This is a genomic window from Paenibacillus barengoltzii NBRC 101215, from assembly GCF_004000745.1.
GTDB lineage: Bacteria > Bacillota > Bacilli > Paenibacillales > Paenibacillaceae > Fontibacillus > Fontibacillus barengoltzii.
The window spans coordinates 1-12,657 of sequence record NZ_BILV01000110.1 but is presented as its reverse complement, the minus strand read 5'-3'; the positions used below and the strand labels follow the sequence as shown (position 1 = coordinate 12,657).

The 12,657-nt window shown below is 50.5% G+C and carries 13 protein-coding genes and 1 pseudogene; 9 read left to right on the top strand and 5 right to left on the bottom strand.

All coding sequences use genetic code 11. The annotated features are described in order from the left end of the window. Positions 1-42: 42 nt before the first annotated feature. On the bottom strand, positions 43-1,020 hold the full coding sequence (locus PBA01S_RS21515; RefSeq protein ID WP_127576699.1) for an aldo/keto reductase: 978 nt from the start codon (positions 1,018-1,020) through the stop codon (positions 43-45). A gap of 122 nt (positions 1,021-1,142) precedes the next feature. On the opposite strand from PBA01S_RS21515, the gene pdxR reads away from it, so the two are divergent. The 3 genes from pdxR to PBA01S_RS21500 all read left to right on the top strand — a co-directional run bounded on the left by pdxR (position 1,143) and on the right by PBA01S_RS21500 (position 4,087). After that, positions 1,143-2,576, top strand: coding sequence for a MocR-like pyridoxine biosynthesis transcription factor PdxR (gene pdxR / locus PBA01S_RS21510; protein WP_085279300.1), 1,434 nt, complete (start codon positions 1,143-1,145; stop codon positions 2,574-2,576). A gap of 107 nt (positions 2,577-2,683) precedes the next feature. Beyond that, positions 2,684-3,265: a TetR/AcrR family transcriptional regulator gene (locus tag PBA01S_RS21505; RefSeq protein ID WP_016310758.1), complete on the top strand. Its 582-nt coding sequence runs from the start codon at positions 2,684-2,686 to the stop codon at positions 3,263-3,265. 309 nt (positions 3,266-3,574) lie between these two features. Continuing rightward, positions 3,575-4,087 carry a CcdC protein domain-containing protein gene (locus tag PBA01S_RS21500; RefSeq protein ID WP_085169744.1) on the top strand — a complete coding sequence of 171 codons (513 nt, stop codon included), beginning with the start codon at positions 3,575-3,577 and terminating at the stop codon, positions 4,085-4,087. Here the strand turns inward: PBA01S_RS21500 and PBA01S_RS21495 are convergent. From PBA01S_RS21495 to PBA01S_RS21485, 3 genes and pseudogenes are all read right to left on the bottom strand, one after another. Then, positions 4,057-4,224: pseudogene (locus PBA01S_RS21495) on the bottom strand (MFS transporter); the annotation flags it as partial. The gene PBA01S_RS21500 and the pseudogene PBA01S_RS21495 overlap by 31 nt on opposite strands. A 145-nt stretch (positions 4,225-4,369) precedes the next feature. Then, a complete protein-coding gene (glxB, locus tag PBA01S_RS21490) occupies positions 4,370-4,759 on the bottom strand; it encodes a methylglyoxalase (protein ID WP_028540146.1) in 390 nt (129 codons plus the stop codon). 26 nt (positions 4,760-4,785) lie between these two features. Then, the gene (locus PBA01S_RS21485; RefSeq protein ID WP_036701311.1) at positions 4,786-5,547 is read right to left on the bottom strand and encodes an ArsR/SmtB family transcription factor; all 762 of its coding nucleotides are present in this window, start codon (positions 5,545-5,547) and stop codon (positions 4,786-4,788) included. A gap of 172 nt (positions 5,548-5,719) precedes the next feature. On the opposite strand from PBA01S_RS21485, the gene PBA01S_RS21480 reads away from it, so the two are divergent. From PBA01S_RS21480 to PBA01S_RS21470, 3 genes are read left to right on the top strand one after another with little or no spacing between them, the layout of a single operon-like run. Further along, a complete protein-coding gene (locus tag PBA01S_RS21480; RefSeq protein WP_255315412.1) occupies positions 5,720-6,652 on the top strand; it encodes a DMT family transporter in 933 nt (310 codons plus the stop codon). Positions 6,653-6,667: 15 nt separating this feature from the next. Beyond that, complete coding sequence (locus tag PBA01S_RS21475) at positions 6,668-7,237, top strand: NADPH-dependent FMN reductase (protein ID WP_085169746.1); 570 nt, start codon at positions 6,668-6,670, stop codon at positions 7,235-7,237. 2 nt (positions 7,238-7,239) lie between these two features. Then, positions 7,240-8,100: an arylamine N-acetyltransferase family protein gene (locus tag PBA01S_RS21470; protein WP_371859561.1), complete on the top strand. Its 861-nt coding sequence runs from the start codon at positions 7,240-7,242 to the stop codon at positions 8,098-8,100. 94 nt (positions 8,101-8,194) lie between these two features. On the opposite strand, the gene PBA01S_RS21465 is transcribed toward PBA01S_RS21470, so the two are convergent. Then, entirely contained in the window at positions 8,195-9,088 is an 894-nt protein-coding gene (locus tag PBA01S_RS21465) for a ketopantoate reductase family protein (RefSeq protein ID WP_127576698.1), read from the bottom strand. Positions 9,089-9,251: 163 nt separating this feature from the next. Here PBA01S_RS21465 and PBA01S_RS21460 point away from each other — a divergent pair, with 163 nt between their 5' ends. The 3 genes from PBA01S_RS21460 (at position 9,252) to PBA01S_RS21445 (ending at position 12,241) form a co-directional block, all read left to right on the top strand. Then, complete coding sequence (locus PBA01S_RS21460) at positions 9,252-9,833, top strand: TetR/AcrR family transcriptional regulator (RefSeq protein ID WP_085169748.1); 582 nt, start codon at positions 9,252-9,254, stop codon at positions 9,831-9,833. A gap of 363 nt (positions 9,834-10,196) precedes the next feature. Beyond that, on the top strand, positions 10,197-10,712 hold the full coding sequence (locus PBA01S_RS21450; RefSeq protein WP_016310748.1) for a TetR/AcrR family transcriptional regulator: 516 nt from the start codon (positions 10,197-10,199) through the stop codon (positions 10,710-10,712). A 122-nt stretch (positions 10,713-10,834) separates the two neighbouring features. Beyond that, entirely contained in the window at positions 10,835-12,241 is a 1,407-nt protein-coding gene (locus tag PBA01S_RS21445; RefSeq protein ID WP_127576697.1) for an MFS transporter, read from the top strand. The last annotated feature ends 416 nt before the right edge of the window (positions 12,242-12,657 follow it).

The window sequence follows — 12,657 nt, the reverse complement described above, 5'->3', positions numbered from 1 at the left end:
AATCAAGACCTCTTCGAGATCTTCGAAGAGGTCTTTTTTAGGTTATCGCAAAATCGCTTCGATTTCGCTCATTTGGGATGGAGTCAACGGGCCCAATGAGATGGCCTTTGCCGCCTCCTCCACCTGTTTGACGTTTTTGAGCCCCGGAATCGGGATGGTACACTCGCTCTTCCCCCAGATCCAGGCCAGCGCTCCCTGCACCAGGCTGCGTCCGCCGGAGGTTAAAATTTCACGAACCGCATCCAGCTTCGCCAAATACTCCGGAAGCGGCTTGCCGTCTTTGAAGTACTGTACCCACTCATGCCCGCTCCCGCGAACGTCATCTGCCGGAAGGCTCGATGCAGCCGTAAACTTGCCGCTCAGCAGCCCCATCGCCAGCGGGGAGTTGTTAATGCTGCTCAACCCGTGCCGCTCGCACAATTCGACCATGCTGCTATCATCGGAAAGCACATTCAAAGGATGCTGGATCGCAGCACCGGAGGACTTGCGGGCGAATTGCTCGGCATTCGCTGTGCTCCAGGTGCTCCATCCGTAAGCGCGGATGAGCCCCTCCTGTTTTAACCGTTCCAGCCCATCGATCGCCTCATCGAGTTGTTCTGACGAGAAATCCCCCGGGTGGATTTGATACAAATCGATGTAATCCGTACCGAGCCGTCTTAAGGAGGCCTGGCAAGCCCAACGGATATAATTGCGGGACACATCCAGCTTCGTAAATACGTTCCGGGTTGCGGCATCATACGTAAAGCCAAACTTCGTAGCGATCACAGCGTCCTGCCGCCGCCCTTGCAGCGCCTGTCCCAGAATTTCCTCGCTGTGACCGGTGCCGTACACATCCGCTGTATCAAAGAAATTAATCCCCTGATCCAGCGCCGTTTGAACAGCCCGGATCGACTCCTTATCGTCGACCTCTCCCCAACCATCCGGTAAGCCGTCCAGCAGGAAAGGTCCCCCGATGGCCCATCCGCCGAATCCGAGCGGGCTCACCTGAAGCCCGGAGGAGCCGATCGTTTTCTTATTCATTGCTTGATCCCTCCATCTTCCATTTGATTTCCATCACAGTATAATAGAGATAATCGGTTCTTTTTAGAGCCACTTTTTGATTATTTTTAGGAACCAATTTCCCGAAGGGAGGGGGAGTAATCATGTACGGAATTCAACTGGATCCGGCTTCAGAACTAACGATGACGGCCCAGCTTTGCCGGCAAATCCGGCAAAATATTGAACGAGGTGAATGGGGGGAAGGAATGCGGCTCCCTCCCACCCGCAAGCTGGCCGCAGAATTTGGGATTGCCCGGAACGTGGTGATCGACGCGTATGAGCAGCTCATTGCCGAAGGCTATTTGATCGGCCAAACCGGTTCCGGCACCTATGTGGCAAGTGGAATTCGGACGAGCCTTGCCAGCGCTGGCGAAAGTGAGGGAGAGGAACTGGAGATGGAGCGGTTGGGATGGGAGGGAGAGGCATCTTCCGATTCCGAGGGTTTGATCGATTTCGAGATCGGCACGCCGGATTTGCGCCATTTTCCTCGGAAGCTATGGGCTAAATATTTAAAAGAAGCGGCGGAGGTAATCCCCTCCACCTCCCTTGATTACGGCGACATCCGCGGGGAAGAAGCGCTGCGAAAGGAGATTGCCGCCTACCTCTACCGAACGAGAGGCATGCGTTGCCAACCGGGGCAAATCATGATTGTATCCGGCTCCTCGGAAGGCTTTGCCCTCATTGCCCAGACGCTGCGAGACCGTTTTGACGCCGTGTACTTGGAGGATCCGACGATTGAGTTCACGCAGCATATTTTTCGCAAAGTTGGCTATCGGATCTCGCCGGTCGCTATCGACAGCGCCGGAATGAAGGTGCATGAGCTGCGCGAATGGGAGCCGGGACATCTCATGCTGCTCACGCCCTCGCACCAGTTTCCGGGCGGCGGTATTCTGCCGATTCAGCGGCGACAACATGCCGTCCGCCTCGCAGAGGAAGCGGCCTCCTATCTCATCGAGGACGATTATGATGGTGATTTTCGATTAAAGGGAGTTCCGATCCCGCCGCTATATACCTTAAACCCGGGTCGCGTGATATACGTTGGAACGTTCAGCAAGACGCTGGCGCCCGGATTGCGTCTCGGCTTCCTGGTTCTCCCGGTTCATCTCGTTCGGCCCATGGCTGACCTGCGCGAAGCCCAGAATCTCCGTCCCCCGTCGATGCTGCAAATTGCGCTGGCGATGTTTATGCGGGATGGCTGCTTGGACCGGCATATTCACAAAATGAAAAAAAACTACCGACAGCGGCGCCAGCTATTGATCGAAGCGATACAACGCCATTTCGGCGCGCGTGCAGTTATTCAAGGGGATGAAGCCGGCATGCACCTGATGGTCGAGTTTCGCGGGATTCCTGCAGGTCTCGATTGGTCCAAGTCCCAGGCCTACGGCGTACGCGTATATGGGGTCGAGGACTACTGCCTCATCCAAGGCAACTATACGCGGCATATTTTGCTTGGCTATGGCAATCTCCCTGAGGTGAAGATCGAACTGGGAATTGAACGGTTGCGAAGCTTTCTAGAGGAGTATGCTTATCGAGATTGACACCAGCATGCGAAGTGAATTCATAAAGGATCGAAGGGACGCTCGCTATCCTTTCTTTTACCGTTCATTCTCAATATGTTAAGATAAGGGATAAAGGAGGATTTACTATGGCACGAAGCAAGGAATTTGATGAGAACGAGGTGCTCCTTAAAGCAATGCGTCTATTCTGGGAGCAAGGTTATGAGAAGACTTCGCTGCAAGACCTCGTCGAGCATATGGGGGTTCATCGCCGCAGCTTATACGACACGTTTGGCGACAAGCACACGCTGTACCTCAAAACGATGGAGAAGTATGCACGGATTACGAATGCTGCCATTAAGACGGAAGTCCAACGCGGCCGGACGGCGTTAGAATCCATCCGTTTGATTTTTGATTATTTGATTGAGACCAATGGCGACCAACCAATCGGCTGCTTCTTTGTCAACTCAGCGACGGAGCTGGCCTACCGAGACCCTGAGGTCAGCAAATTAACGAGCGAGCTGTTCGGCAATGAAGAGCAGTTGTTGACTGAGCTCATCCAACAGGGACAACAGGCGGGAGATATCTCACCCGGATTAGACCCTCGCCTGCTGGCGTCCAGTTTGCATGCGACGATGCTCGGAATCCGCGTTATGCGTCGCACTTCCACGGATAAACAGAAGCTCCATCAAATTGCCGAGGTTTCGATGGAGATGCTGAAGCCGTCGTGAGGATTCTTTGCCGTCTCCCCACGGATGAACTCTGCTGAAGCATGGAACATCCAGGTCTTCTGCTGGATCCGGGCTGGAACGCCCCCTCCGTTCCACCCTATCAGCTAGCAAGGTTCCACGCTTCTATTTCCCCTCTATCTTGGGCTTTCCCCTCCTTTGATGTTCAAGGTCATCACCTCATCTCCTTGTTCTATCCGCAGATATACACAGAACCTGCGCAATTGTATCCGAGGATGGTCGCTGATCCAAACGAACTGAAGTAACATAGAGATCAGACCAAAGAACAATCGAAGGAGGCCACACCCCGCGATGAATACACAAATCATTATTTTCGCACTTCTCGCTTTTTTTATATTGCACCGCGTCTATCGCCGCCTACGGCGAAATTTTGGATGGCAACCGCTGAATTCGCGCAGGTTACAAGTGTCTACCGTGATCATGACGATCTTTGGATTCATCCTGTTCATCTCAGGCTCGTCGCATATAAGCAGTCTAATCTCTGACCTAGCAGGAACCGCCCTCGGCATCATTCTAGCAACCTGCAGTGCGGCGATGACCCGATTCGAACAACGCGAAGGACGATTGCATTACATGCCAAATTTGTGGATCGGAATGATTGTCACCCTATTGTTTTTGGTAAGATTCTTGTTCCGATTTTACGTTGCATTCACCCAAACCGGCGTTTCCTCTGCAGAGCAATGGCAAGGAATCACCGGCGGTTGGACCGCCGGGTTGATGTTCGTGATGATCTCTTACTACGCAACCTACAACCTCTTCCTGCTGCGCAAACAAAAGGCAAAGATGGCAGAACCCAGCGTGTAGGCGCCAATCATCCAGCCGGCAATGCCCGTATCCACACCGCATTGATCCTGCAGCGTTGGCAGCAGCGGCGAGATGAGAAAGGTGTCGGTCCCAATCATAAACATGATACTAAAGAATAGTATCGTAAATCTGAACATGACATTCGATCACTCCTTGTAGCGTCTGGTGAGATTCCTTGTTTCTGATAAGGGATAATAGTGACAGATCCTGTCACAAATCAATGAACTCTCTTCGCAAGTTACAAGAAGTGGGATCGAACATCACAGAGCTCAACGAATGAAGTTATTTCTTATAATCAATTATTTGAATCAAATTGCCGCAAGTATCGTCGAAGATCGCGATGGTGTTCTCGCCCATTTGCGTCGGCTCCATCGTGAACTTCACCCCCAGCTTCAATAAGCGTTCGTACTCTTGGTGAGTGTCTGCAACTCCAAACATCGTGGCCGGGATGCCATCGGCGAACAATTTCTGTTGATATTCTCTCGCAGCAGGATGGTCATTGGGTTCGAGCAAAAGCTCGGTCCCGTCTTGCTCCTCGGGCGATACCAACGCGATCCATCTAAATTTTCCGGCAGGAACGTCGTGCTTTTTTACAAACCCTAGGGTTTGGGTATAAAACTCTAACGCCTTGTCCTGATCTTGAACGAATAGGCTTGTCACCACGATTTTCATTGGAATTCTGCCTCCTTATTTTTCCCTTAAGTAGTTAATGTGCCGCCTGTCTCAATCAAAGTCTTCATCCCGGACAATACGATCGGCAATCCCTCTTCCAATATACGAGAAGTCATAGGGGCTTCCTCGAACTCGTCGTGTACCACAGTCACTAACGTTACCCCGGCAAACTCGGCATGCGGCTCGATTTCCCAAGTTAATCGTGAAGGCTTCTCCTCCGTGGTCTCGGGTTGGATCAGCAGCTGCCAGGACATCACCAGCCGACGAGGCGGCTCTACGGCAAGAAATTCCCCTTTGGCCTGCACCTGCCCTTGAGGATTCCATATCTCATACGGGCAACCCGCTTTGAGTTCGCCGCGAAGTGACCCGTTATACCAATATTTTGAGGTTAGCGAAGGATTGGTCAGCGCGTTCCAGACCTGTTCCGGACTGGTCTTGATCGCAATGCGGCTGACATGTCTTGGCTTTGGCTCCATGGCTGGTTCACTCTCCAACTCTTTTTTTAGCAAACTTAATCCCGATACCCATGGCTCGGCGTACTTGCTTACCCACCTATCGTAGATTTGGCGTATGGATGCAGGGTTCAAGTAGTGATATTTCTCCCGGCCCACCTTCCGGGTCGTCAGCAAACCCGCTTCTTCCAGGATTCGTAGATGCTTCATGACACCGAAACGGGACATCTGCAGATGCGCACAGAGATCGTTTAACGTTCGGCCATCCTTCTCATATAGCAGATCGAGCAACGTGCGTCGGCTCGGATCCGCCAGCGCTTTAAATATATCGTCCATCAGGACATGCCTCCATGACGTCCACAAAATAGTGGGCAAAAAATGTCTTTATAACCATTGACATGTTACCATATAGTAACATATATTAAAAGTGACCATTGGGTCACATGTTTGTATTGCAGCGCATGATGTCCGCCGGCGGACATCCTAGAGATGGCATGACAACCTGGAGGTGATTTCTCAACTGAAGCTCGCTTATTTCGTTGCCACCCTGAATGCGACAGTGATTGGCATCACTTTTCTGTTGGTCAAACTGACTTTGGCTTTCGCCAATCCCGTGGATACGTTGACTTATCGCTTTGCTGTAGCATTTATCGTTTTCCTTGTTCCTGCGTTGTTTGGATTCGTCAAATTGGGCTTTCGTGGAAAACCGATATTTTCCCTACTGTTGCTCGCTGCGTTGTACCCGATCGCTTACTTTATCTTGCTAACCTTTGGGCTTCAGCATGCAAGTTCCGCAGAAGGGGGCATCATCAGCGCCATGACACCTGCGGTCACGATGCTATTCGCCTCCCTTTTCTTGAAAGAAAAAAACTCCTGGATGCAGAAGCTCTCTCTTCTTCTGTCTGCAGGCGGCATTGTGTTCATATATTTGATGAATGGCAGCAGCAACTGGTCGCACACCACCGGAATCGTCCTGCTCCTTCTCGCCTGCATTACGTTAGCCGGGTATAACGTACTGGCCCGAGTGGTCACCCAGCATTTTAGCGCCATGGAAATCAGCTTCTTTATGATGGGAGTCACCTTCATTTCCTACTTAGCAGTATCGCTTGGCAATCATCTCCCATCTCGAACGGTTGATACCTTCATCGCTCCGCTGGCCAGCCCATTCTTTATCGGCTTGATTCTCTTTCTTGGCGTGGCTCAAGTGGCGACCGCTTATATGGCGAATTTTGCTTTATCCCGGTTAGAAGCGGCGAAAATGAGTGTATTTTCCCACTTATCTACGGTCATCGCCATTGGAGCAGGGGCCTTGTTCTTGGAGGAAACCGTGACATGGAGTCATCTCTGCGGCACGGCCATGATTATCTCCGGGGTCATTGGCATGAACATGTCGTGGAAATTTGCGAAATCTTCTCCGGAGCAACTTAAGCTTAACGAATAAAGTGAGGTCGTAACGATGCATATTACCCTGATCGCCGGAAGCAACCGGCACCATGCGATTAGCACAAGTATTCTTCGCTATATCGAAAACCTGCTGAAATCGAACAATATTCCCGTCTCATTTATTGATTTAGCGGCTGTGCAGCTACCGCTCTTTTCCCCTGATTCCGAGGTTGTTCCTAAGGAAGCGGAGCTTCTGATCACTTCGGTTGAACAAGCCGACGGCATTATCCTGGGCACTCCTGAGTATCATGGTTCCATTTCCGGCACCTTAAAAAATGCACTGGATTACCTGGACAACCGCCACGTGGCAGGGAAGCCGTTCTTAACGGTGAGCTCGGCAGGTGGTCCTCTGGGGGTTAGTTCACTTCTCCATTTGCAGAGCATCATTCGGAATCTGCATGGCATCCATTGTCCGGAATGGATCTCCGTTGGGGAAGGCCAATCGATCTTTGATCCAAATGGGCTTCCGCAAGATAAGGAGATTCTTGGGCGTATCGATCAAGCCGTTGAGCGGTTTATCGCACTGGTCAAGAAGCTGGGGCATGACAGCAAGCATTCTGAGAAAGTGATGATGGAAACATGAGGATGACCCCCGCCGAAATCAAAGCTTACTTAAAAAGAATCGGGATCGCAGACGTCCAACCGCCAACCCTTGACTATCTCACCCAGCTTCACAGAGCCCATGTGTCGACCATTTCCTGGCAGACTATCGATATCGTTGCTGGCAGACCCACTCCAATCGATCTTCATGAGTGCGTCCGTCTGATGTTGAGCAACCGAAGCGGGTATTGTTTTCACTTAAACGGTGCGTTTGGCGTTCTGCTTCATTCCCTCGGTTACCGTGTGTTTTGGCATCGAGCCGGTGTCCAGCCGCCAGGGCAGGAACCGCGCATTAACTCCTTTCACCTTGGTCTTACCGTCAGCTTGACCAATGAACAGCAGCAAGCACAACGTTACATCATCGATGTGGGGCTGGGGGATATGCCCTATGAACCGCTTCCGCTGCAGATCGGAACTTACGAGCAAGGGCCGCTACGCTATCAAGTCGTGAACTCCGACGTGGCAGAAGGCGGCTGGCGGCTGGTGCACGACCCGAACGCCTCGTTTGTTGGCGTTGATTATGACCCGGATGAACTGGAGAATCTGGAGGAATTCAAACCTAAGCATGAATTTTACAGCCGATCGCCGGAGTCGCCCTGGATGAAGCTATTCCTTGTTCGGCATAGACACGCCACGGGTAGTAATGAATTAAGAGGATGTATATGGACGCGGCGAGACAGCAAAGCAATCGAAAAAACAGAACTCCGCACCAAAACCCAATGGCTGGAAGTGCTGGGAGACGTGTTTCAGGAGCATCTCGTCAGCTATAGCCAGCTTGAACGTGAGGAGCTGTGGAAGCGAGTGTGGACATATCATGAGGAGTGGAAGAAGGCAAATATGAAATAGAGAGGGACCCCTCTTAAATGAAACAGCGGTGGACTAGGACTTGAAAAGGAAAGTCTTAGCCCGCCGCTGCTTTTGTGTTCAACCGAGTCCAAAGTTATCGAAGGTTGGATAGCTTTTTATGAAACATCTCATCTAGTAACAGGATTTCTGCCTTTTGGCTGACGGCATGGTTCCCAAGCTTGACATCAATAATAAAATCGTTGGTCAGCATCTGGCGTTGACGGGAGATGATCTCGTCATCAGACAATTCCAGTACCGCCTTCGTTTCCGCTGGAATCACGGGGATTCCAGCTTGCTCAACCAGCCGAAGATTTTGCTTCATCTCTGCAGCGATTTTGCTTAGCGTGCTCTCACTTCTTGCCGACTCTACATCCATCATGCCGTCATTGGTATAGAAGTGCTTGTTGACGACGGCTAATGCCGCGTGTGAAATATGGAAAGCGTGAATGTCAGTTTGGATTTCATAATGTAAATTGACCGATTCAAGGATTTTCGCGAGCTCTTTCACTCTTTCGGTAACCTGTCCATTGATTTCACCAAAAATGGTGCCCTGATGTTTCTCCGTACCAAATTGGGCGTATAGAACATCACCTTTGATGTCTCCACCTGCACCCGGGAATCCGGGGAGCAACCGGTCACCTACGATGTCAAGCCAACGGTCATAACCAACAGTGTTCGTCAAAGTGACGATCGTTTTGCTCTGATTATCCTTGAGCACAGTAAGGGCCGATTCGGCTTGGTCGAATCGTACGGGAACGAAAATAAAATCATAGATGTCGTCGTTTTCTAGCTTCTCAATCGTCTTGATAGGCAGTTGCTTAACGACCCCAGCTTCATTGTATAGCAATCCCTTTTGTTGCAGTAGTTCCAGTCTCTTTCCTCTCGCCAAGACGGTGACGTCTAATCCATACTGTGCAAAACGGAGGGCGTACACACTGCCAATCACACCAGCACCAAATATCAAAAGTCGAGGTTGTTTCGAGTTCATGATGTTCCTACCTTTCTGGAAGATACTCGACATAAATTGCTTAAGCAACATCTGTCTGATAAAATCGTAGTACACCAAGATCATGAGTTCAACAGACAGATTCACGAGGACGTTGCCTAAGCAACACATTTGGATATTTGATGTTTTAGAGGGGGACAGGTTTATGGTTAATCCGCAAGATCCAAGGGTCATGCGCACACGACAATTCATCCGAGAAGCATTCAGAGAATTATTGCGGAGTAAAGACTTTGATGCGATATCCATCAAAGATATCACCCAGCAAGCTGCTATTAACCGCGCCACCTTTTACGCCCATTATGAAGATAAATATGCGTTGCTTGAAGAATACACTGAACAGTTTTTCCATGACATGGTTCCCGAGGAAGTGATGAACGCGCAGGAGTTCACAGCTGAAATCTGTGATCAGTTGATCCTGTTGACACACCGCTACATTGTGGATTTTTATCAGACATGCAGAATGGTTTCCAAATCAATCGCGACGCTTGTGGATGAGCAAATCAAGCGAATGTTGCAGCAAATCATCGAAAGCCTTCTCACCAAAGGGCCGGCTACGGACCTCCGTCAGATCAAAATCGTTTCGGCTATGACCGCCTCCGCGATCTACGGCGCAGCCCATCATTGGTTAACGATTGGGGACAAGCATCGAACTGACTTATTAGTACAGATGGTTCGGCCATATGTAATGAACGGCCTTGAAGTACTGAATAACAGCAGGCAAAAATAAAGCGGGATGAGCAAATTTGTGATGACTCGATATAAAAGAATCGCGCCTCATACCTTGCTTGGTATGGGGCGCGGTTTTTCCGTGTTAAGTTCCTAAGCTCCGATTCTCGTCACCTAAGCTTACTGCTTGGTGATCATCCACGTCACGCCAAAGAGATCGACCACTTCTCCCGTAATGTGGTCCCATGGTTGAAGTGCGATAGGATATTTACTTTCTCCCCCCTGACTCAACAAACATCAGTGTGTTCATCCCCGCAACATTCACGGCCAAATGCATCACTTTATCCATCCAAGAGGATTGACAAATGGAAAGTTCTGCCCTATAAATTATTTATCAGTCAATAAATAAGAAAGGGCGTTAAACATGTCACCCAGAGAAGATCAGCAGAGCCGGAAACAGCATATTCTGGAGGCGGCCGCAGTCCTGTTCGCCGAACGCGGTTATTATAAGACGACCACAGCGGATGTGGCGCGAGCGGTTGGCGTGACGCAACCGTACGTGTTCCACTTCTTCAAATCCAAGGAAGAACTGTATTTGGCCGTGCTGGAGCAAGCCTCGAAGCAAATCTACTATGCATTTGAATCGGTTGAAGCCCGTCCGGAAGAATTGAAAGAGTCGCTGGGTCTGGCCTTTGCGAAGCTGCTTGAAACCCATCGCAATGAGATATTGCTAGTGATGATGTCATATGCCATACCAGAACCGGCAGTCCGGGAATTTACCCGGCAATGTTTTGATGTTGTCTATGACCGGCTGAAGGCGCGGTTCGAGCAAGCCGGTTTTCCGAATCCCGGAAACGAAGCGAGTGCGTTTATTGGTACTGGCCTTGTCATCTCGCTTTCCGAATCCGTCGGCCTGAGCAAATTGCTGCCCTGGTGTTAATCGATTGCGACCAAATCCCGCAAGTTATCCCGGCAAAGCTGCTGTGGTACAGCGCTTTGCTTTTTCTCAAATCACAAATTTATTTATCAATAAATAAAATTCTAACAAGGAGATGACCCCCTATGTTTACCCCTGCAAGAATTCGTTTGCTTGTTGTTACCTGTTGTGCCCTGTTCATGGCCATGCTTGACAATCTGGTGCTCGGCGTTGCGTTGCCGTCAATTCAACGGTCGTTCAACGCCGACATGACCGATCTGCAATGGTTTATGAACGCATATACGCTCGCTTTTTCTGTATTGTTGATCCCGTTCAGCATGCTGGGTGAGCGCTACGGGCGCAAAAGGATGTTCCTCATCGGCGTCGTTCTGTTCACTGTTGGTTCTATACTGTGCGGCGTAAGCGGCAACTCGCTGCAACTTATCTTATCCCGGGCGCTGCAAGGCATGGGCGGGGCGGCCATCGTACCGCTCAGCCTAACGCTTGTGAACGCTGGCTTCCCGGAAAACATGCGAGCCGCTGCCTTTGGCATATGGTCCGGCATTTCCGGGCTCGGGCTGTCCATCGGGCCGCTGATCGGCGGGGTGATCGTGGAAGGCGCGCCATGGCAAATGATTTTCTGGGTAAATGTTCCGATTGGCCTGCTTGCGCTTCTGTTCGGCAGCTTCTGGATCAACGAAACGAAGGGCGAATCGAAGCCCCTTGACTTGCCAGGTGTGCTGCTGCTTGCTATAGGATTGTTCGGCATTGTATACGGACTTGAACAAGGCAACACCAAAGGTTGGACATCATTGGAAGTAATCGGGTCACTGGCCGCCGGCGTATTCTTAATGATTCTATTTTATCTGTGGGAACGGAAGAGGGAAACGCCATATATCCGCTTCGCCCTGTTCCGCAACATGCGCTACACCGCCTATGTCTTCACCGGATTTTGGATGAATGCGGGCATCTTTGGCGCTATCTTCCTGCTCACCTTGTTCTTGCAACAAGCGCAGGGGTATTCGGCGCTGGAGGCCGGCGTCCGGACGATGGCCTGGACTGGATGCACGATGATCTGCGCTCCGCTTGCCGGGTTCGCTGTGGGGCGGTTGGGTAACCGGACTGTGTTAGTCGTCGGCATGACAGCCCAAGCGTTGGCACTAGCCGGATTCGCTATCTTGATCGGAACAGCTGGCGTGGATGTACCGTTCCTATGGCAAGCACCGCTTATGATGCTGGCAGGAGCCGGGATGGGCTTCAGCTTCACCCCGCTCGCCCACGGTATCATGACCTCGGTCCCGGACCAATCTTCTGGGGAAGCCAGCGGCATCAGCAACGCAACTCGTGAACTTGGCGGCGTGTTCGGCATCGCCATCAGCGGGCTGATCTTCCAATCAGGTGCAGCCATTAAAACACCTAATGATTTTGGCATACACTTGGTGCCGGCGTTATGGTCGGGCGCAGCGATGATCGTTCTTGGTGTCGCCTTTGCGTTGCTGTTCGCAAGAACTCGGCTCACCGGAAGAAACCTCCAACATGCAGAGGTGCAATAGGCAGGTCATAGTTATGCCCAATAGGCGGCATCGGATGCGTTAATATAATGAAACAGCAACAGTCCTAGGACTATATTTTCTCGTCCATTGGCTGTTGCTGTTTCAAATTCTAGGGGCAGTCTAATACTTTATTTTCTGCTGACAGCTCCAACTCTTACATAATAATGAAGTCCCGATGACCTAACGGCATCATCGGGACTGTTTTAGAAGTTCCGCACTTTTTTAACTGGTTCCATAGATTTTTTAATGGTTCCGGACATTCTTTACTGGTTCCACACATTTATTTCACCAGTTAGATAATGTTCGAAGAAAATAAAGTATTAGACTGGGATTGTTGATCTGACGCGGTTTTTAAGTTGGGAAATCGTCAGCTCTTGAAAAATAAGTTTTAGACTGAAAGGAACCATCACTTATTA